12 protein-coding genes and 1 pseudogene are annotated in these 20,664 nt (G+C 59.0%); 5 read left to right on the top strand and 8 right to left on the bottom strand.

The window, feature by feature from the left end; translation table 11 throughout:
• Positions 1 to 392: 392 nt before the first annotated feature.
• Together eco and GJV78_RS09405 are read left to right on the top strand one after the other, a co-directional pair.
• Positions 393 to 878, top strand: coding sequence for a serine protease inhibitor ecotin (gene eco / locus GJV78_RS09410; RefSeq protein ID WP_155108092.1), 486 nt, complete (start codon positions 393 to 395; stop codon positions 876 to 878).
• Positions 879 to 1,098: 220 nt separating this feature from the next.
• The gene (locus GJV78_RS09405; protein WP_155108091.1) at positions 1,099 to 2,343 is read left to right on the top strand and encodes a SulP family inorganic anion transporter; all 1,245 of its coding nucleotides are present in this window, start codon (positions 1,099 to 1,101) and stop codon (positions 2,341 to 2,343) included.
• On the opposite strand, the gene mgtE is transcribed toward GJV78_RS09405, so the two are convergent.
• The 6 genes and pseudogenes from mgtE to GJV78_RS09375 form a co-directional block, all read right to left on the bottom strand.
• Positions 2,306 to 3,742: a magnesium transporter gene (gene mgtE, locus GJV78_RS09400; RefSeq protein ID WP_155108090.1), complete on the bottom strand. Its 1,437-nt coding sequence runs from the start codon at positions 3,740 to 3,742 to the stop codon at positions 2,306 to 2,308. The two genes, GJV78_RS09405 and mgtE, sit on opposite strands and share 38 nt — an antisense overlap.
• A 139-nt stretch (positions 3,743 to 3,881) precedes the next feature.
• A complete protein-coding gene (locus GJV78_RS09395) occupies positions 3,882 to 5,525 on the bottom strand; it encodes a multidrug ABC transporter permease/ATP-binding protein (RefSeq protein WP_155108089.1) in 1,644 nt (547 codons plus the stop codon).
• A gap of 75 nt (positions 5,526 to 5,600) precedes the next feature.
• Positions 5,601 to 6,251 (bottom strand): DNA oxidative demethylase AlkB, encoded by a 651-nt coding sequence (gene alkB, locus GJV78_RS09390; RefSeq protein ID WP_155108088.1) that lies wholly within the window; start codon positions 6,249 to 6,251, stop codon positions 5,601 to 5,603.
• The gene (gene ada / locus GJV78_RS09385) at positions 6,251 to 7,309 is read right to left on the bottom strand and encodes a bifunctional DNA-binding transcriptional regulator/O6-methylguanine-DNA methyltransferase Ada (protein ID WP_155108124.1); all 1,059 of its coding nucleotides are present in this window, start codon (positions 7,307 to 7,309) and stop codon (positions 6,251 to 6,253) included. The genes alkB and ada overlap by 1 nt, the downstream gene beginning before the upstream one ends.
• Positions 7,310 to 7,392: 83 nt before the next feature.
• Positions 7,393 to 8,448, bottom strand: a complete 1,056-nt coding sequence (gene apbE / locus GJV78_RS09380; protein ID WP_155108087.1) for an FAD:protein FMN transferase ApbE — start codon at positions 8,446 to 8,448, stop codon at positions 7,393 to 7,395.
• A gap of 185 nt (positions 8,449 to 8,633) precedes the next feature.
• Positions 8,634 to 9,201: pseudogene (locus GJV78_RS09375) on the bottom strand (porin).
• A 1,024-nt stretch (positions 9,202 to 10,225) separates the two neighbouring features.
• Here GJV78_RS09375 and rcsD point away from each other — a divergent pair.
• Both rcsD and rcsB read left to right on the top strand, forming a co-directional pair.
• Positions 10,226 to 12,895, top strand: coding sequence for a phosphotransferase RcsD (rcsD, locus tag GJV78_RS09370; RefSeq protein WP_155108086.1), 2,670 nt, complete (start codon positions 10,226 to 10,228; stop codon positions 12,893 to 12,895).
• 17 nt (positions 12,896 to 12,912) lie between these two features.
• Positions 12,913 to 13,563 (top strand): response regulator transcription factor RcsB, encoded by a 651-nt coding sequence (gene rcsB / locus GJV78_RS09365; RefSeq protein ID WP_155108085.1) that lies wholly within the window; start codon positions 12,913 to 12,915, stop codon positions 13,561 to 13,563.
• 273 nt (positions 13,564 to 13,836) lie between these two features.
• Here the strand turns inward: rcsB and rcsC are convergent, their stop codons facing one another.
• Positions 13,837 to 16,686, bottom strand: a complete 2,850-nt coding sequence (gene rcsC, locus GJV78_RS09360; RefSeq protein WP_155108084.1) for a two-component system sensor histidine kinase RcsC — start codon at positions 16,684 to 16,686, stop codon at positions 13,837 to 13,839.
• 209 nt (positions 16,687 to 16,895) lie between these two features.
• Positions 16,896 to 19,532 carry a DNA topoisomerase (ATP-hydrolyzing) subunit A gene (gene gyrA / locus GJV78_RS09355; RefSeq protein ID WP_155108083.1) on the bottom strand — a complete coding sequence of 879 codons (2,637 nt, stop codon included), beginning with the start codon at positions 19,530 to 19,532 and terminating at the stop codon, positions 16,896 to 16,898.
• A gap of 194 nt (positions 19,533 to 19,726) precedes the next feature.
• On the opposite strand from gyrA, the gene ubiG reads away from it, so the two are divergent.
• A complete protein-coding gene (ubiG, locus tag GJV78_RS09350; RefSeq protein WP_155108082.1) occupies positions 19,727 to 20,455 on the top strand; it encodes a bifunctional 2-polyprenyl-6-hydroxyphenol methylase/3-demethylubiquinol 3-O-methyltransferase UbiG in 729 nt (242 codons plus the stop codon).
• The last annotated feature ends 209 nt before the right edge of the window (positions 20,456 to 20,664 follow it).

The following is a 20,664-nucleotide window of genomic DNA, read 5'->3' as shown; positions in this document are numbered from 1 at the left end:
CCCGGCAGCAGAAGCGCTTACCCTCTGTTTAGACAGGGAAGTCAGCCTGAATCATTATTATGCCGCTAAGATATTAAAGGATGTGTCTGAGGTGCATACCCCGATTGGGGTAATTGCGGTAGCCGGATCAAAATCGCGGTAATAAACCGCCCGGAAAGGCGTATTTATCTGAAATTTTCAACGGGTTATATTGATATTTACATATCGAAACCGCTTGTCAGACCGCCGCTCACCGTCCGCTCGCGGTAAAAGCAGATTTATCTCATATGCCGTCGTGTTAATCTGTCGCCAACGTTGTGCAATATCCCATCCGTTTCAGGCCGCATATAAGGTGTCAACGCCGATGCCGCGTGAAAGATGTCGGCAATAGATAAAAAGGAATCGCTGTGAAAATGAAGATGATATTACCTGCCGTCCTGTTTGCGGCGTTTGCCAGCACCTCAGCCTGGGCCGCTGACGCCCGGCCGCTGGAGAAAATCGCCCCCTGGCCGAAGGCGGAAAGCGGGATGAAACGCCAGGTTATTCAGCTTACCCCACAGGAAGATGAGTCTACTCTCAAAGTGGAACTGCTGATTGGCCAGACGATGGAGGTGGATTGCAACCGGCACCGCCTCGGCGGAAAGCTGGAGAGCAAAACCCTGGAAGGCTGGGGCTACGACTATTACATTTTTGAGAAGGCCGCTTCCCCGGTTTCCACCCTGATGGCCTGTCCGGACGGCAAAAAAACGCAGAAATTTGTTACCGCCTGGCTGGGCGACAAAGAGATGCTGCGCTACAACAGCAGGCTGCCGATTGTGGTGTACGTCCCGGAGAACATAGAAGTGAAGTACCGGATCTGGAAAGCGGAAGAGAATGTGCAAAGCGCGGTCGTCCGCTAATCCTCACCTGCCATAGCTGACCGGCGATCCCACCCGCACCGCGGATCGCCTTTAAATATCCGCTTACGCGCGCTACCGCCGGGCGTTATTTTCGCCCGCGTCGCCGCAAACATTACTGGCCTCCCCCGCCGGGGAAAGGTACTATGCGGCGCTCTGTTATTCACCGCACGAACGGCCATCGTCAGGCCGTTATCAGGCCCCTCCTGACCTGAGAGATTGTATGCCTAAGACCTCCCCCTCTGCCCGCGCGGCGGAACATACCGTCGGCGACGTACTTCGCGCGCCGCGCCTGCTGGCTCGCGAGACGCTTGCCGGCGTCATTACCGCCCTGGCGCTGATCCCGGAAGTGATCTCCTTTTCGGTGATTGCCGGCGTAGACCCGAAGGTCAGCCTGATCGCCTCGGTGGTGCTGTGCCTGGCGATGTCGTTTCTCGGCGGCCGTCCGGCAATGGTTACCGCGGCGGCAGGCTCCGTCGCGCTGGTTATCGGCCCGATGGTGCATCAGCACGGCGTGCAGTACATTCTGCCGGCGGTGATACTGGCTGGCGTCATTCAGATCCTGTTCGGCGCGCTGGGCATGGCCCGGCTGATGCGCTTTATTCCCGCTGCGGTAATGACCGGCTTTGTTAACGCGCTGGGGATTCTGATCTTCTTCGCCCAGGTGCCGCACTTCTGGAACAAAAGCCCGCTTATCTGGGGGCTGTTCGCCCTGACGCTGTTCATCGTCCAGTGGACGCCGCGAGTGATTAAGAGCATCCCCGCACCGCTGATCGCCGTCGTTGCGCTGACCCTTTTTACCGCCACCAGCGGACAGCCGCTGCCAACGGTCGGCGACGAAGGTTCCATGAGCGGCGGTCTGCCGGGGCTGACCCCGCTGCTGGCACCGCTGACGCTGCAGACGCTGATGATTATCTGGCCCTGCGCCCTGAGCATTGCCTTTGTCGGCCTGATGGAATCCCTGCTGACCGCCAGGCTGGTGGACGATCTGACGGCCACCCCGTCCAACAAGAATCGTGAGAGCGCGGGTCTGGGGATCGCCAATATGCTGGCGGGCTTCTACGGCGGGATCGCGGGCTGCGCGATGATCGGCCAGACCATCGTCAACGTTGAAATGGGCAAAGGCCGCAGCCGGGTGTCAACCTTCGCCGCCGCCGGCGTGCTGCTGCTGTTGGTGACCGCCCTGAGCGAGGTGATGGCGAAGATCCCGATGGCGGTGCTGGCGGGCATTATGGTGTTAGTGGCGGTGAAGACCTTCAGCTGGCGCAGCGTGCAGCCCGCCTCGCTTACCAGAACGCCGATCGCCGAAACGCTGACAATGCTGGTCACCGTGGCGGCGACGGTCTCCACCGGCAACCTGGCGATCGGCGTAGCCGCCGGGGTCCTCGCGATGGCGCTGCTTCCTCGCCTCGTCAGAGGCAGGCGTCCGGCTACAGCAGAAACAGCGTCGCCAGACCGAGAAAAATAAAGAAGCCGCCGGTGTCGGTGATGGCGGTGATCATCACGCTTGAGCCGACCGCCGGATCGCGGCCGAGCTTCACCATCGTCATCGGGATCAGCACCCCCATCAGCGCCGCCACCAGCAGGTTCAGCACCATCGCCAGGGTCATCACCCCGCCCAGCGCGCGGTCCTCATACAGCCACCATGTCACGCCGCCCATGATGCCGCCCCAGACCAGGCCGTTCACCAGCGCCACGCCCATTTCACGCAGGATAAGAAACGACAGGTTGCCCGGCTGGATTTTCTGCAGCGCCAGGGCGCGCACGATCATGGTGATGGTCTGATTGCCGGTGTTGCCGCCGATGCCCGCCACGATGGGCATCAGCGACGCCAGCGCCACCAGCCGGGAGATGGTATGCTCGAAGCCGTCGATCACCCGCGAGGCGATAAACGCGGTGCACAGGTTAACGGCCAGCCACGCCCAGCGGGTTTTCACCGCTTTCGCCACCGGGGCGAACACGTCCTCTTCGGCGCTCAGGCCCCCCATCCGCCGCAGGTCGCTGTCGGTCTCTTCGTAAACCACGTCAACGATATCGTCAACGGTTAAGCGCCCCATCAGCTTGCCGGAGGCATCGACCACCGCCGCGCTGACCAGGTTGTCGCGCTCAAAGGTGCGCGCGGCGTTTTCCGCAATATCCTCCGGCGAGAAGGTTAGCGGATCGTCGTCCATCACCTCGCTCACCTTGCTCTGTACGTCGTTAAGCAGGATGCTGGTCAGCGTCAGCTCGCCCATCAGCGTTTTATCCCGCCCGGTAACGAACAGCTTATCGGTGTTGTGGGGCATTTTGCCCAGCCGCCGCAGGTAGCGCTGTACCGCCTGCAGGGTAACGTCCGGGCGGACGGTGATAACCCCAAACTCCATTAGCGCGCCGACGCGATTTTTTTCGTAGCGCATCACCTGCCGTACGCGCTCGCGCTCATCCGGCGGCAGCGTTGCCAGCAGCTGCCCGGTAAGGTTGCGCGGCAGATGGTGCACCAGGTAGATCTGCTCGTCGATATCCAGATATTGCAGGGCGTCGATCAGCTCCTGGTCACTCATGCCGTCAATCAGGTCGTCCCAGACGTTTTCGGAGGCCTCAAGCAGCACGTTGCCGCGCCTGGCGCTCTCCACCAGGCTCCACAGGGCGTGACGCTCATCCGACGGCAGCGCTTCGAGGGTGTCCGCCAGATCCGGCGGCGGCAGGTGGGCCACCAGCACCCCTACCTCAGCAATATCGTCGGCTAAGGTGCCGACGTCATATTGCTCAGCCAGTGTAAGCTTCCCCAACAGCGTGGAAATAATGGCCTTATCGGTGGTTAACAGCCAGATAAGGCGCGCACGCTCTTCATCACGCAGCCTGGCGCTGTTTTTTGTTTTAACGGTCATTAATATGCGTCCATGAAATGAGTTGCCGTTAAGCATGGTTCGGGGTTATGTAAATAACAATAAACGGCGCGATCAAACGGATGAAAAAACAACAAAGAGAGTGAGGTTACCGCCCGCCGACGGGGCGGCAACCGGTTGGTCAGGCGGTGCGCGCCACCGCATCCCGCGAGGCGGCGTCGCGCTCCTCGCCCATCAGCTCGCTCAGCTGCCCGTTGCGCATTTCCAGCAGGCGGTCGGCGTGAATAAAGTAGTGATCGTCATGGCTGATGGCGAAAATGGTTTTCCCCATCTCCTGCATCAGCGGCAGCAACACCTGGTAGAATTCACGGCGGAAGTGCGGATCCTGGTCGGCGGCCCACTCGTCCAGCAAGATAATATCGCGATCTTCCGCCAGCGCCAGCAGCAGCGCCACGCGCTTTTTCTGCCCTTTCGACAGCTGCAGATTGCATATCCGCCCGTCGCTCAGCTCCAGCTTACGCGCCATCTTCAGATGCGCCAGCCATTTCTCCACCCGCTGCGGATCGGCCGGTTTGCCTCCCGGCCCCAGCAGCCTGTCGAACAGCCAGACGTCGGTAAAGACCGCCGAGAAAAGCTGGCGATAATCCTCCGGCCCGTCGGCCGAAACCGGCCTGCCGTCGAGCAGGATCGTCCCGGACTGTGGCTGATACAGACCGGTCAACAGCATCGCCAGGGTGGATTTACCGCTGCCGTTGCCGCCGATTAAGAACAGCAGTTCGCCGCGATGGATGGTCAGGTTTACCGGGCCTATCGAGAAAGCGTTGTCCTGATAGTGGAAGACCACGTCCCGCAGCTCCAGCGTTTGCCAGCCGGTCTGCGGGCGGGGGCGCGGGAACGCCGCCCGGAACGGGGCCAGTTCGAATTTATTCAGCTTGTTAAACGCCACCTGCGCGGTGAGCAGGGTCGGCAGCGCCCCGACCGCCGACAGCAGCGGCGTGCGCAGAAACAGCAGGGTCAGTGAATAGGTTGCCGCCACCGCGGTATCGGCCCATCCCAGGCCGTTCGCCATCCAGAACACCAGGCCGATAGCGCCAAGCATCATAATGTTCGACCAGTTGACGGCGCTGAGGTGGAAGGTGTCGGCGCGAATGATATGGTGACGGTACGCGCTGGCGTTCGGCTCATACTGCTGGCGGAAGATGAACTCCGCGCGTTCGCGGTTGAGGGTCAGCTCTTTGCGCCCTTCCAGCACCGTCTGATAATCGGCGTACAGCCGATCCTCAGTCTCACGCAGGGTCGCCATATGCTTATAGACCCGCGCCACCAGCACAAATCCGCCCCAGATGGTGATCGCCATCCAGACGACGGTGACCAGCAGCATCTTCGTCGACAGCATCGCCAGATAGGCCGCCGAGCCGAAGGCCAGAACGATCCCCTGCACCAGCTCCGGCAGGCGCACAAAGGCGATGGTGATATTGCGGATATCGCTGGTCAGCCCGGCCAGCAGGGAGGCACTGCCCAGCCGCTCGATGCGCTCGACCCGGGTATCCAGAATGCGCTTGATAAACTCGCCGCGCAGGCGGTAGACGAAATGGTGGCCCAGGACGGTTAGCGCCAGCTGCGACCCGAGGGTAACCGCCATCAACAGCAGCAGCAGGCCGAGGAATTCCGGCAGCACCGTCAGCGAGACGTCCACCGTTTCGATAAGCCTTTGGTTAATAAAGGCAATCAGCCCGATACCCAGCGCGGCGCTGGCGAGACTGAGCGCCATCACGCCGATAAATGGCCAGCGATACTGCCGCCAGACAAGAAAGAGAAGTTCCATGAATACATCCAGGAGAAATATAAACAGCCCGCAGTTTAAACATCTGCCGGCGCACATCAATAATAATTCTTATTTTTATTCTTTTTTACCCGCCTGACGGAAGGTCAGGTTGTAGCGACAGTCGCCGGTCAGAGGATGAATGCCGGGCTTCAGGGGCTGAATGCCGTGATAGAACAGCCGGGAATCGCCGCCCCACACCACCACATCGCCATGCTCCAGCAGCATACGCCGCAGCGGATCGCTGCGCCGCAGGCCGCCGAACTGAAACAGGGCCGGCAGTCCCAGCGATACGGAGACGATGGGGGCGCGCAGGTCCGGCTCGTCTTTATCCTGATGCAGCGACAGCTTCGCCCCCGGCGCGTAGCGGTTAATCAGGCAGGCGTCCGGCTGAAAATCGCCGTAGCCCGCCGCCGACGCCGCCTCGCGGCAAAGGGCGGTGAACGAGGCCGGAAACGGTGGCCAGGGTTCTCCGCTAAGGGGATCGACGGCAGAATAGCGGTAGCCGCGGCGATCGCTGGTCCAGCCCAGCGGGCCGCAGTTGGTCATCGCCACCGACATGGTATAGCCGCCGGGGGTTACCATCTGGCGCAGCGGCGCGCGGCGGGCGACGGCCTGAATATCCGCTGCCAGCTGCGGCGCTTTCTCAAGGGCCAGCCGACGCAGAATCACCGCGCCGGGGGCCAGCGGCTCCCGCCAGGGTTCGGCTTCCGCAAACAGATCGAGCATTACTCCTCCTCCGCCTCACGTTTCAACAGCCGCGCCTTGCGCTCCGCCCCCCAGCGATAGCCTGCCGGGGAGCCGTCGCCGCGCACCGCCCGGTGACAGGGAATGACGATCGCCAGCCTGTTGGCCCGGCAGGCGCTGGCCGCTGCACGCGCCGCCTTCGGCCTGCCCGCCGCGCTCGCCAGCTGCCGGTAGCAGACGGTCTCGCCGCAGGGCACAGCGCGCAGCGCCTGCCAGACCTGCTGCTGAAAGGCGGTGCCCTGAATATCTAACGGCAGCGTTAGCGGCCTGTCCCGGGCGTTGACGCTGGCGATAACCTCATAAAGGCGCTGCATAAATCCGCCGCCACCCTGCCGCACCCCGGCGGCGGGAAACAGGGCGCGCAGCTCCGCAATCAGCGCCGCGTCATCATCGCCCAGCAAAATCGCGCAAATGCCGCGCTCGCTTTCCGCCACCAGGCAGCGCCCCAGCGCGCACTCCGCCAGCCCGTACTCTATCACCAGCCGCTCGCCGCCGCGGCGAAACTGCGTTGCCGTCATCCCGAGCGCCCTGTCCGCCCGGCGATAATAGCTGCCGGCGTCGGGAAAACCAGCGTGATGGATCGCCCGGGTCACGCTGCCGCCCGCCAGCAGCGACTCGCGCAGGCGGCGGGCGCGAAACGCCTGCTGCCATGCCTTCGGGGTCATGCCGGTGGCGGCCTTAAACAGACGGTGCAGATGATACGGGCTTAACGCCACCCGGTGGGCTAACTCAGCAAGGGTGACGGGAGTATCCTGCTCCAGCAGACGGCAGGCGCGGACAATTTTCTCCCGCTGCGGCAGCCGGGCATCTTCGCCGTCCGGCCGGCAGCGTTTGCAGGGGCGAAACCCGGCGGTCAGCGCCGCCGCCGCGTCGATAAAGAAGGCGACGTTACGGCGCAGGGCGCGCTTCGCCCGACAGGAGGGGCGGCAGAAGATGCCGGTGGTGCGCACCGCATAGACAAAGCGACCATCGGCGCGCGGATCGCGCGCCTGCACCAGTTGCCAGCATTTATCGTCGCTTATCGGTATAAGGTTTTTCATCATGGACTCCTTTATTCAGCATAGCGCTTACTCAGGTCCAGTGTGCCCGCAAATCCGCGGGCGAAAACCAGCAATCTTGCGGTTTAATTTTTATTGCTGATAAGAAAACTGTGGAACTGCGGCGACATCCAGGTTTTAAAGCCCTCGCCCTCTTTGACGATCAGATAGACCGCCAGCCCTTCCCGACGCGCCACCTCTTTGGCTTTTTCCGCGCCGAGCACCATCAGGCCGGTGTCCCAGCCGTCCGCCTCCAGCGCCGTTGGCGCGATAACCGTTACCGAAACCAGATTGTGTTCGATGGGCCTGCCGGTCTGCGGATCGATAATGTGCGAGAGGCGTCGGCCGTCCAGCTCGTAATAGTTCCGGTAGCTGCCGGAGGTGCTGATGCCGTGGCCGTTAATATCGACTATCGCCTGCACCGCGTTTTCCCGGTCGGTGGGCTTCTGAATCGCCACCCGCCAGGGTCGCTCCTCACCGTTCATGCCCCGGCCGCTCAGCGCGCCGCCGACGGAAACCAGATAGCGAACGATGCCCTCCTGCTCCATCAGACGCGCCAGGCGATCCGCCGCATAGCCTTCGCCAACGGTGGAGAGATCGACGTACAGATCGGGAATATCCTTTTGCAGATACTGGCGTCGCGCCTGATTGATGACCGTCAGATGCTGCAGCCCGCTCCGGGCCTTTGCCGCCTCGATTTGCGCCGGGGTGGGCGTATTTACCGGCTGCTGCTGCGGGCCAAAGCCCCACAGGTTTACCAGCGGCCCGACGGTAATATCCATCGCGCCGTCGGTGCGGGCACCAATGCGCAGGGCGGTAGTGACGATATCCGCCATCGCTTCGCTGACCGGCCAGGGCGACAGGCTGCCGGAGTGGTTAAAACGCATCAGCGCGGAGTCGTTTTTATAGGTCGACAGCAGCCGATCGTCGGCGTCCAACTGCGCCTGTATTCGCTCTTTTAACGCCGCACCGCGCCGCGGGTCCACGCCGACGGCGCTGACCCGCCAGACGGTGCCCATCGTCTTGCCCTGCAGCACCATGACGACGGGCGGCGTGGCGTCAGCGGGTGTCGGAGCCTCTTCGCAGCCGGTGAAAAAAAGCGCGGCGGCCAGCACGACGGCCCGGGCAACGTTTATCTCCATACCTGATTGTCCTCCTGCGGGCGATGAGCAACGCGCCCTCCCCTGAGAAATTTTGCGACACAGACTACACCAAAAGCGACCGTCCGTGCGTCGTAAAAGTGCGTTAAAAAAGGCCCGACTGGCCTTTCAGTTTGCTGACAGAGAGGGGGAATATCCTCTCTTTGACGCTCAGCGGCCAACGCCCGTCAGAACGGGTAAACCAGCCCCGGCGCGACGATATTGTCAGTGCTAATGCCCGCATCGCGGGTGAAGCGGTTGTCGTCCAGCGGGTTGATTTTGTAATCCACCCAGGTGGACATATTTTTGTTGAAGTACCAGGTCGCGCCGACGTCCACGTATTTCAGGATATCTTCATCGCCATAGCCGCGTTCCAGATCTTTACCCCTTGACTGCAGGTGACGTCATACACCACGCCGTAGTTGCGCCCGTAGTCAAAAGAGCCGGCATCGCCAAACTTCACCCCGGCAAAGGCCACGCGGGTCCAGGCGTTGTCGGTGGATTCAGCGTCGTTCTCCTGGATCTGATACTCCCACTGGCCGTAGCCGGTGATAAGATCGCTGACCTGGGTTTCGCCCCTGAAGCCAAAGCGAACGTAGGTTCGATCGCCATCGGCGCTTTTATCGTCAGAGAAATAGTGCAGGCCGTCGACTTTACCAAACAGATCTAATTTATTTTCGTCTTTATTATAAATCTCAGCCGCATTTGCTGCGCCAGCAGCGCGGGAATCAGAAGAGAGAGTGCATTAATTTTCACGTTATTAACCCTTAGCTTTTGCCTTTATTTACTTTTTATGCCACTGCATCCTGATTACTCCTTTATTAATCAGGCGGCCGTTTCATTTTCCGTAAAACCCTGGATTAATCTAATGTGAATGTGATACCAGACGGTTAAAGATGTTTCATAGCGCAATTCAGGTGTTTCAGAATATAAGTGACAGGGCACTTTTTAAAAGTATTGCGAAATATATATATACCCCAAATAATTCGAGTTGCATGACAAAACGCAGTGCGTTTTGAACAGCCCCCGGGCTGGCCCCGAAGGGGTGAGGCCCTCAGGCCGAATCATGCGGCAAACGTGCAACAAATCCGTCAGGAACGAATTTGCCCGACCGAAGGTCGCCTTCGGTGAGGGACAGGGATGTCCCTCATTTATCCCCGGGAACATAGCAAACACTGTGACCGGGGTGAGTGACAAATCTGTCGGGAGCAGATTTGAACGCCGCGTCCCCGGTCAATGACTACAATAAGTTCCCGGAGATTAACGAGAGGCTTTTCGGGTAAAACGGGAAAATAATATATTAAAACAATAAGCTGCAAAACGTTTTTTTAGCGCACTGAATGCCAAAACAACAGCGCCACTCCCCCTTACAATATCGTCGCTATCATCATTAATTTTTATTTGTTACCGTCATTCCTTACTGAATGGTCATTTCCCCCTTGATAACCGGATGCCGCACATTCGGTTTTTTTTTTGGCCCCTGTCGCCGCTCTCTGGCGCAATAGCCAAACATTAAAATAATCACAATAATCAATTATTAGCACTTCCTTGTGTCGGAACAGCGAATAACCTGCTCGTCCCTGCCGTGCCGTTTTCGGGCTACGCGGCCGCGGGTGGCGCATAAGGCAAATAATATGCCTGCATTAGCCCGCTCAGCGGCGGCGGCTCTCTTTTCGGAAAAATGCACCCTTTCCCCGTCAGCGAGAGTATGGAAATTCACGCCGTACCCTTTATACTGCCTTTTCACCTTTTGCGTTGTTTTCACAGGTCATCACCACGAATGAGTCAGTCTGATACAGCGGCGTCCACCCGATTTTCCCTCCTGCCGGGAAGCATTACCCGTTTCTTTTTGCTGCTCATCATCGTGTTGCTGGTCACTATGGGCGTGATGGTGCAAAGCGCGGTCAACGCCTGGCTGAAGGATAAAAGCTATCAGGTCGTCGACATTACCCATGCGATCCACAAGCGCGTGGATGCCTGGCGCTACGTCACCTGGCAAATGTATGACAATATCGCCGCCACCACGACCCCCTCCAACGGCGAAGGCCTGCAGGAGACGCGCCTGAAGCAGGACGTCTATTATCTGGAAAAGCCCAGGCGAAAAACCGAAGCGCTTATTTTCGGCTCTCACGACGGCTCTACCCTGGAGATGACCCAGCGCATTTCAACCTATCTTGATACGCTGTGGGGCGCAGAATCCGTACCCTGGTCAATGTATTATCTGAACGGCCAGGACAACAGCCTGATTCTGGTCTCCACGCTGCCGCTAAAGGATCTCGCCTCCGGGTTTAAAGAGTCCGCTATCGGCAACATCGTCGACTCGCGGCGGGCGGAAATGCTGCAGCAGGCCAACGCGCTGGACGAGCGCGAAAGCTTCTCTTCGCTGCGCCGCCTGGCGTGGCAGAACGGTCACTATTTCACGCTGCGCACCACCTTTAACCAGCCGGGACATCTGGCCACCGTCGTGGCTTTCGATCTGCCGATCAACGATCTGATCCCGCCTGGAATGGCGCTGGACAGCTTCCGCCTTGAGCCTGAAACCGCGCCTGCCGCCGCGCGCAGCAATGACAAAGAGACCACGGACAGCGTCAGCATTAGCTTTAATGACTCGAAAATCGAAATATCATCGGCGCTGAACACCACCGGTATGCGGCTGATCTGGCAGGTGCCCTTCGGCACGCTGCTGCTCGATACGCTGCAAAACATTCTGCTGCCGCTGCTGCTGAATATCGGCCTGCTGGCGCTGGCCCTGTTCGGCTACTCCACCTTTCGCCATCAGCCCGGCCGCTCAACCGAAGTGGCCACCAGCAGCGCCGCCACCAACGAGCTGAGAGTGCTGCGGGCCATCAACGAGGAGATCGTCTCCCTGCTGCCGCTGGGGCTGCTGGTGCACGACCAGGAGGCCAACCGCACGATCATCAGCAATAAGATCGCCGATCACCTGCTGCCGCACCTGAATCTGCAAAATATCACCAGCATGGCGGAGCAGCATCAGGGGGTCATTCAGGCTACCATCAATAACGAGCTGTACGAGATCCGCCTGTTCCGCAGCCAGACGGCGTCGCGCACGCAAATCTTTATTATTCGCGATCAGGACCGCGAAGTGCTGGTGAATAAGAAGCTGAAGCAGGCCCAGCGCCTGTATGAAAAAAATCAGCACGGCCGCGCCCTCTTTATGCAGAACATCGGCAGCGCCCTCAGGGATCCGGTGAACGAGCTGGCGGCGAGCGCTGCGGCGTTAAGCGGCCCGGAGGCGCAAAAGCTGGTGAGCCAGGCCGAGCTGCTGGTGCGCATTATTGAGGAAATCCAGCTGGCCAACGTGCTGGAAAACGACACCTGGAAAAGCGACACCGATCTTTTCTCCGTGCAGGCGCTGATTGATGACGTGGTGCCGGAGGTGCTGCCAACCATCCGCCGCAAAGGCCTGCAGTTGCTCATCAATAATCATCTGAGCGCCAACGACGAGCGCCACGGCGATCGCAGCGCTCTGCGGCGAATCCTGCTACTGCTGATCCAGTATGCCGTTACCACAACGCAGATTGGCAAAATCACCCTTGAGGTCGACCAGGATGAATCATCGCCGGATCGCCTGACCTTTCGCATCCTTGATACCGGCGAAGGGGTGACCCTGAGCGAGATCGACAATCTGCACTTCCCCTATATTAACGAGACCCAGGGCGACCGCTACGGTAAAGCCAACCCGCTGACCTTCTGGCTGTGCGACCAGCTGGCGCGCAAGCTGGGCGGCCATCTGAGTATTAAAGCGCGGGATACGCTTGGCACACGCTATACCGTACATGTTAAAATGGCACCGCACGGCCAGCACAGGGAAACGGAAGAGCGGCTGCTGGATGATGTCAGCGTGATGGTTGACGTCACCTCCAGCGAGATTCGTCATATCGTGCGGCGACAGCTGGAACACTGGGGAGCTACCTGCCTTACCCCGGACGAAAGATTTTTAAATCAAGAATATGATCTTTTTTTAACGGATAATCCGTCTAATCTTACTGCCTCTGGCCTGCTTTTAAGCGATGATGAGCCTGGGGTACGAAAAATAGGGCCAGGTCAGCTGTGCGTTAACTTTAATATGAGTAACGCAATGCAGCAGGCGATACTGGCGCTTATTGAGGAGCAGCTGGCCCAGGAGGCGATATCTGATCTATCCCCCGGTGGAAATGAAAATGCCGAACTTCATGCCAGCGGCTATTATGCACTGTTTGTAGACACAGTACCGGATGATGTTAAGAGGTTGTATACTGAGGCGGCAACCAGCGATTTCGCTGCGCTGGCCCAAACGGCTCACCGCCTGAAGGGCGTGTTTGCCATGCTAAATCTGGTACCCGGCAAGCAGTTATGTGAAACGCTGGAACATCTGATTCATGAAAAAGATGCTCCAGGTATAGAGAAATATATCAGCGACATTGACGCTTACGTCAAAAGCTTGCTGTAGCAAGGTAGCCTAAATACATGAACACTATGAACGTAATTATTGCCGATGACCATCCGATCGTACTGTTCGGTATTCGCAAATCACTTGAACAAATCGAGTGGGTGAATGTAGTCGGCGAATTTGAAGACTCCACAGCGTTAATCAATAACCTGGCTAAATCAGATGCACACGTACTGATTACCGATCTCTCCATGCCGGGAGATAAATATGGTGATGGAATTACCTTGATTAAATATATCAAGCGCCACTTCCCGAACCTGTCGATCATTGTGCTGACCATGAACAATAACCCGGCTATTCTCAGCGCGGTGCTTGACCTTGATATCGAAGGCATCGTCCTGAAACAGGGCGCGCCGACGGATCTGCCGAAGGCGCTGGCCGCGCTGCAGAAGGGGAAAAAATTCACCCCGGAGAGCGTCTCCCGCCTGCTGGAGAAAATCAGCGCTGGCGGCTACGGCGACAAGCGCCTTTCGCCGAAGGAGAGCGAGGTGCTGCGCCTGTTCGCCGAAGGTTTCCTGGTGACAGAGATTGCCAAGAAGCTGAACCGCAGCATTAAAACCATCAGCAGCCAGAAAAAATCGGCGATGATGAAGCTCGGCGTCGAGAACGACATCGCGCTGCTGAACTACCTCTCTTCCGTCACCCTGAGTCCGGCGGATAAAGACTAACCGCCTGGCGTCATTGTCACGCGGACAGCGCCCGGAGCGTACACCCGATACGTGAGGGGGATTCGCGAAGCGCTCTCCGGGGGGGCCGCACAAACGCGATGCGTTTTGTGCGGGCTGCGCCCGGGTGCAAAACGGCAGGTCACCCGCCTGATGAGCCTGGCTCTGAGAGGCGGAAAAGCCGACCGTATTTCCCGCCATTGTCCGGTGGCGTTTGCTTATCGGGCCAGCGGAGTCAACAAACGGCTCCGCTGGCCCGATAAGGCGATGGCGGCGTTAATCTCGCGCCTTTCTCACCCGCTCCGCGTAAACCGCCAGCGTCTGTTTCAGGACATCCAGCGTCACCGGCTTGGAGAGGCAGCTGTCCATACCTGACTCCAGGCAGCGCTGTTTCTCTTCCGCCAGGGCGTTAGCCGTCACGCCAACCACCGGCAGGGTCAGCCCAAGCTGGCGGATCCGCTGCGTCAGGCGGTAGCCATCCATATTGGGCATGTTGACATCGCTCAGAATGATATCGATATGGTTTTTGCTCAGTACGTTGAGCGCATCGACGCCGTCGTTCGCCGTTTTGCACTGATAGCCCAGCGATCCCAGCTGATCGGCCAGCAGCCGGCGGTTAATGGGGTGATCGTCCACCACCAGGATCATCATATCGTCGTTGCTGTCGGCGATGCGATCCGCCACGGGCAGCGCCGACGGAAGCGCCTCGCTATCCAGCTCAATGCAGTAAATATGCGCCAGCAGCGCGGGCAGTTCGTGGGGCGACGCCACGCTGTGCACCCATTCACCCGGCGCTCTCTCCTGCGGAATACCGATGTGCCGACGGCAGAAAATAACCGCCGCGCGCCCCGGCCACGGCTGCGCCAGCCGCGCCTCGTCGGTAATCAGCAGATCGTCAGCGGCAGGGGTCTGCCCCTCATAGCTGATAACCTCAACGCCGCTGAGCGCCAGGCTGTTTTCAACAAAGCGGCACAGCGAGGCGTTGCGCACCGCCAGCCAGCAGCGCGTCCGGGACAGCCCCTCCACGCCCTTTTTCTGCGGATACTGAGCGCCGTACAGCGGAATGCGCAGCGTGAACTGGCTGCCCATGCCCGGCTCAGAATCCACGGCGATATCGCCGTCCATCATATTGATCAGCTTCTCGCATATCGCCAGCCCCAGCCCGGTCCCCTGGAAGTTGCGCTGGACGCCGGTGCCCACCTGAAAGAAGGGATCGAACAGGCGCACCACCTCTTTGGCGGGAATGCCCACGCCGGTGTCGCGCACCCGAATGCTGAGGTAGTTTTCGTCACACTGGACGTGCAGAACAATACAGCCGATATCGGTAAACTTAATGGCGTTACTGAGCAGGTTGGAGATCACCTGCTGCAGGCGCATCGGATCGCCGTTCAGGGTGACCGGCACCTCCGGCTCGATAAAACAGTACAGCCCGATCTGCTTACGCACCACCAGCGGCAGATAGTTGGCCGTGATATGGCTCATCACCTCGCGGGGCGAGAACGCCCGCGGCTCAATTTTCAGCTGCTCGGACTCAATTTTTGAGAAATCAAGAATATCGCTGATGATTTTTAGCAGCAGGCTGGAGGAGTTGTTCATCGCCGTTACCAGGCGATCCACCCCTTCCGGCAGCGCCTTGGTCTGCAGCAGATCGAGGTTGCCGATGATGCCGTACAGCGGAGTACGCAGCTCGTGGCTTACTGTGGCAAGGAACATCGACTTCGACTGGCTGGCCTGCTCCGCCGCCTGAGCCATCTCCTGCAGCGACTCCTCCATTTTGACGCGCGCCGAGACGTCCACCAGCACGCAGATCGCCACGTTTTCATTGCGGTAGCGCGAATGGACGAAGCTGATCTGCAGATTGGTGTTGTTGCTGGTCAGCACGTCGACAAAGTTGACCTGCTGGCCGCAGACGATCTGCGTCAGCCGCTGCCGGTCCTCATGGTTAAGCATATTGAGGTAGGTGTGGGCCAGCTCGTTGCTGAGGATATTGACGCCGTCGAGAGTGCGCAGAATGCATATCCCCACCGGCGCGGAGGCGACGATTTTACGGTTAAACTGCTCATGCTCCTCCAGCCGCAGGGCGTCGCTCTCCGCCGGAATGAAAATCCGCCGTTCATAGAGCCGCGCCAGGGTAAACAGCCCTATTCCCACCAGCACGTTGAACAGAATGGCGTTGAGCACCAGCATACGAATGCGCTCCAGCACCTGATCGACGGGGACGGAATAGACGACGCTCAGCGACGACGGCGGCAGGCTTTTCTTCAGCACCAGCTCACGAAAGCCCGCCGTGTAGCCAAACCATGAACGCTCCTGCATCCAGCGCGGCTCCACTTTAATATTCCCCTCCGCGCCGGTGAGCGAAATCAGCACGTGGCCGTTCTCGTCAAGGAGGGTGACGCCCATCGGCAGGCTGCCCGGCGTAAAGAAATTTTCCATTCGCACGGACTGCTCAACGCCCAGCTGAGCCTGCAGGCGATTCGCCAGATAGACCGGCGTCAGGGCATAAAAATAGCCGGTGCCGGGGCGCGGGCCCTGGCCTATCCAGAAGAGGTTATTTCCCGCCTCGTCCTGCGGCGTGTTGCGGTGCTTCATCACACGCTCATGCAGCGCCCGCTGCGCCTCGTCGCGCTCGACCGGCATGTCGCGCAGGCCGAAGTTGGCCATACAGAGGCTGTTGCTGCCGATTAAAAAAACGCGGTTAAGATCGTAGGCGGCGGAAAAGTTATCGCGCCAGTAGCGCATAAACCACGCCAGCGACTCCAGCGAACCGCGCCAGGCGTTGCCCATAGCGGTACAGTCGGAATCGGCAACCAGCGGCTCAAAGGTGGGCACCACGATTTTATCGTCGCGCGCCCGCGACGACAGCACGCCGTTATCCGCCGCCAGACGGTTTTCAGCGATGTACTTCAGCTCTTTCATGACGTCAGAGGTACGCTGGATGTAGCGCTGGGCCTGGTCGGAATTGAGGTTAAACTCCTGGCGGATCTCAGACTCCCGCTGGTGCAGGGCGTTGACGATGTAAAACACCGAAAACAGGGCAATAAGCAGCCAGATAAGCAGCGCCAGCGCCCTGAAAAGATAGCGCGAAACCTTCAGGGTGGTGCGAAAGGAAGCCAGATATTTCAAAGGGGCGAAGCTCCGCCTCAGTCAATCAATAGAGTGTGATTAAGGTAGCGGTATACCCGGCATACTTCAAGCCGCGTTTACCTTTAGCAGCGGCATAAAGGCTCGTTCAGGAGCCCCGGCGGCGCGAATAACTTAGCCAGTAGCCGGCTGATACTGGCGTAATAAAAGAAAAGGGCCGGTTTTTATCCGGCCCCTGGCATTACGCTATTTTACTCGGCGTCGTCATCCGCCGCTTCGTCGTCGCTCTCCGCTTCCGGGGCGATATCGTCATCCCCTTCCGCAGCGCTGCCGTCGATGGAGTCCAGCTCCTCGTCGTCGACCGGCTCCGCCACGCGCTGCAGGCCGACCACGTGCTCCTCTTCCGCCGTCCGGATCAGGATCACGCCCTGGGTATTGCGGCCCACCACGCTGATCTCCGAAACGCGGGTGCGCACCAGGGTGCCGGCGTCGGTGATCATCATGATCTGGTCGCAGTCATCTACCTGCACCGCGCCCACCACGGTGCCGTTACGCTCGGTGACCTTAATGGAGATAACGCCCTGGGTTCCGCGCGACTTGGTCGGATACTCGCCTTCGGCGGTACGCTTACCGTAGCCGTTTTGCGTCACGGTGAGGATAGCGCCTTCGCCACGCGGCACGATCAGCGAAACCACTTTATCTTCGTCCGCCAGCTTAATGCCGCGCACGCCGGTGGCGGTACGGCCCATCGCCCGGACGGCATTCTCCTTAAAGCGCACCACTTTACCGGCGGCGGAGAACAGCATCACTTCATCATTGCCGGCGGTCAGGTCCACACCGATCAGCTCGTCGCCCTCGTTCAGATTAACGGCGATGATCCCGGCGGAGCGCGGGCGGCTGAACTCGGTCAGCGCCGTTTTCTTAACGGTGCCGCTGGCGGTCGCCATAAAGACGTTCACCCCCTCTTCGTACTCGCGAACCGGCAGGATGGCGGTAATACGCTCATTGGCCTCCAGCGGCAGCAGGTTGACGATCGGACGACCGCGCGCCCCGCGGCTGGCTTCCGGCAGCTGGTACACCTTCATCCAGTAGAGACGGCCACGGCTGGAGAAGCAGAGGATCGTATCGTGGGTATTGGCCACCAGCAGGCGGTCAATAAAGTCTTCTTCTTTAATACGCGCGGCGGATTTACCTTTACCACCGCGACGCTGCGCCTCGTAGTCGGTCAGCGGCTGATACTTCACATATCCCTGATGAGACAGGGTAACCACTACGTCTTCCTGGCTTATCAGATCTTCAATGTTGATATCGGCGCTGTTGGCGGTGATCTCGGTGCGACGCGCGTCGCCAAACTGATCGCGGACCAGCTCTAACTCTTCGCGGATCACCTCCATCAGGCGATCGGCGCTGCCGAGGATGTGCAACAGCTCGGCAATCTGCTCCAGCAGCTCTTTATATTCGTCGAGCAGCTTTTCATGCTCCAGGCCGGTCAGCTTCTGCAGACGCAGATCGAGGATCGCCTGGGCCTGCTGTTCGGTCAGGTAGTACTGGCCGTCGCGGACGCCGAACTCCGGCTCCAGCCACTCCGGACGCGCGGCGTCGTCACCGGCGCGCTCCAGCATGGCGGCGACGTTGCCCAGAGCCCACGGACGCGCTACCAGCCCCGCTTTCGCTTCCGCCGGGGTCGGCGCACGGCGAATCAGCTCGATGATCGGATCGATGTTGGCCAGCGCAATCGCCAGCGCCTCAAGGATGTGCGCGCGATCGCGGGCTTTACGCAGTTCGAAGATAGTACGGCGGGTCACCACCTCACGACGGTGGCGAACGAACGCTGAAATAATATCCTTCAGGTTCATGATCTTCGGCTGGCCGTGGTGCAGCGCAACCATGTTGATGCCGAAGGAGACCTGCAGCTGGGTCTGGGAGTAGAGATTGTTAAGTACCACCTCTCCGACCGCGTCGCGCTTCACTTCGATCACAATGCGCATACCGTCTTTATCGGATTCATCGCGCAGCGCGCTGATCCCTTCAACGCGCTTCTCTTTTACCAGCTCGGCGATTTTTTCGATCAGGCGCGCTTTGTTCACCTGATAAGGAATTTCATGAACGATGATGGTTTCACGACCGGTTTTGTCGTCAACCTCTACCTCGGCGCGGGCGCGAATATAGACCTTGCCGCGGCCGGTGCGATAGGCTTCCTCGATGCCGCGACGGCCGTTGATGATCGCCGCCGTCGGAAAGTCCGGCCCCGGAATATGCGCCATCAGCCCTTCAATGCTGATCTCTTCATCATCAATATAGGCCAGGCAGCCGTTAACCACTTCCGTCAGGTTGTGCGGCGGGATGTTGGTGGCCATACCGACCGCGATACCGGACGAGCCGTTTACCAGCAGGTTGGGAATTTTGGTTGGCATGACGTCAGGAATTTTCTCCGTGCCGTCATAGTTATCAACAAAGTCTACCGTCTCTTTTTCCAGGTCGGCCATCAGCTCATGGGCGATCTTCGACATACGGATTTCCGTATAACGCATCGCTGCGGCAGAGTCGCCGTCGACAGAACCAAAGTTACCCTGGCCATCCACCAGCATGTAGCGCAGCGAGAACGGCTGCGCCATACGCACGATGGTGTCATATACCGCGGTATCGCCGTGGGGATGGTATTTACCGATTACGTCACCAACGACACGGGCAGATTTTTTATAGGCTTTATTCCAGTCATTGCCCAATACGTTCATGGCGTAAAGTACGCGACGGTGTACCGGCTTCAGGCCATCTCGGACATCCGGCAGCGCACGGCCAACAATGACCGACATCGCATAATCCAGATAGGAGCTTTTCAGCTCTTCCTCAATGTTGACCGGTGTAATTTCTCTCGCAAGGTCGCTCATCTAACCGCTATCCCTCTACTGTAATCCCGGATTCAAAGGTCGGAAATTATAACACAGCCGTCGTGATTGAGGTAAACCTATGCACGTTATTCAGCGGGATAAACGCCCCGCCGGGGAGGAGGGGATATTCACTTTCTTCGCCAGGATTGCCTGATATACTCATTTATCTTGCCCAGGAAGGAGTGAATGCCCCGATGAATGGCGAAACAGAGCCGATGAAGCACAATGTGGACCAGCAGGAAATTGCTAAATTTGAAGCGGTTGCCTCACGCTGGTGGGATTTAGAAGGCGAATTTAAGCCGCTGCACCGCATCAACCCTCTGCGGCTGGAGTACATCGCCGGGCGCTGCGGCGGGCTGTTTGGCAAAAAGGTGCTCGACGTCGGCTGCGGCGGGGGCATCCTGGCGGAGAGCATGGCGCGTGAAGGCGCGGCGGTGACCGGTCTTGATATGGGTTTTGAGCCGCTGCAGGTGGCGAGGCTCCACGCCCTTGAGAGCGGCATTCAGGTTGAGTACGTGCAGGAGACGGTAGAAGAACATGCGGCGAAGCACCCCGGGCAGTACGATGTGGTCACCTGCATGGAGATGCTGGAGCACGTGCCGGACCCGCAGTCGGTGGTTAACGCCTGCGCCCGGCTGGTGAAGCCCGGCGGCGAGGTTTTTTTCTCTACCCTGAACCGCAACGGCAAATCCTGGCTGATGGCGGTGATCGGCGCGGAATATATCCTGCGCATGGTGCCGAAAGGCACTCACGACGTGAAAAAGTTTATCAAGCCCGCGGAGCTGCTGGGCTGGATTGACCAGACGGGGCTGCGGGAGCGGCACATCATCGGGCTGCACTATAATCCCCTCAGCAACACGTTCAGGCTGGGGCCGGGCGTCGATGTTAACTACATGTTGCACACCAGCGCCAGAATCGACTAAAAAGCGCCAGGAAATTTGACATAGAGCGAGCCTCTTCGCGGGGCTCGCTCTTTTCTTAGCCGAAGAAATCGGCGTTCGATCAAATTTTCTATTTTTTTTGTCATTTCTTGACAACCTCGCCAGCCCTTACGGGACGCGCACCTGGCGACTCTTACCCTTTTGCAACCTCAATTTAACCTCAAAATCAACTCTTGTACTGAAAAGATTCC

Origin of the sequence: Intestinirhabdus alba (genome assembly GCF_009711095.1) — a bacterium.
Classification (GTDB): domain Bacteria; phylum Pseudomonadota; class Gammaproteobacteria; order Enterobacterales; family Enterobacteriaceae; genus Intestinirhabdus; species Intestinirhabdus alba.
Note: the sequence above shows the minus strand (reverse complement) of the source record. Positions and strands in the feature narration are given on the sequence as shown.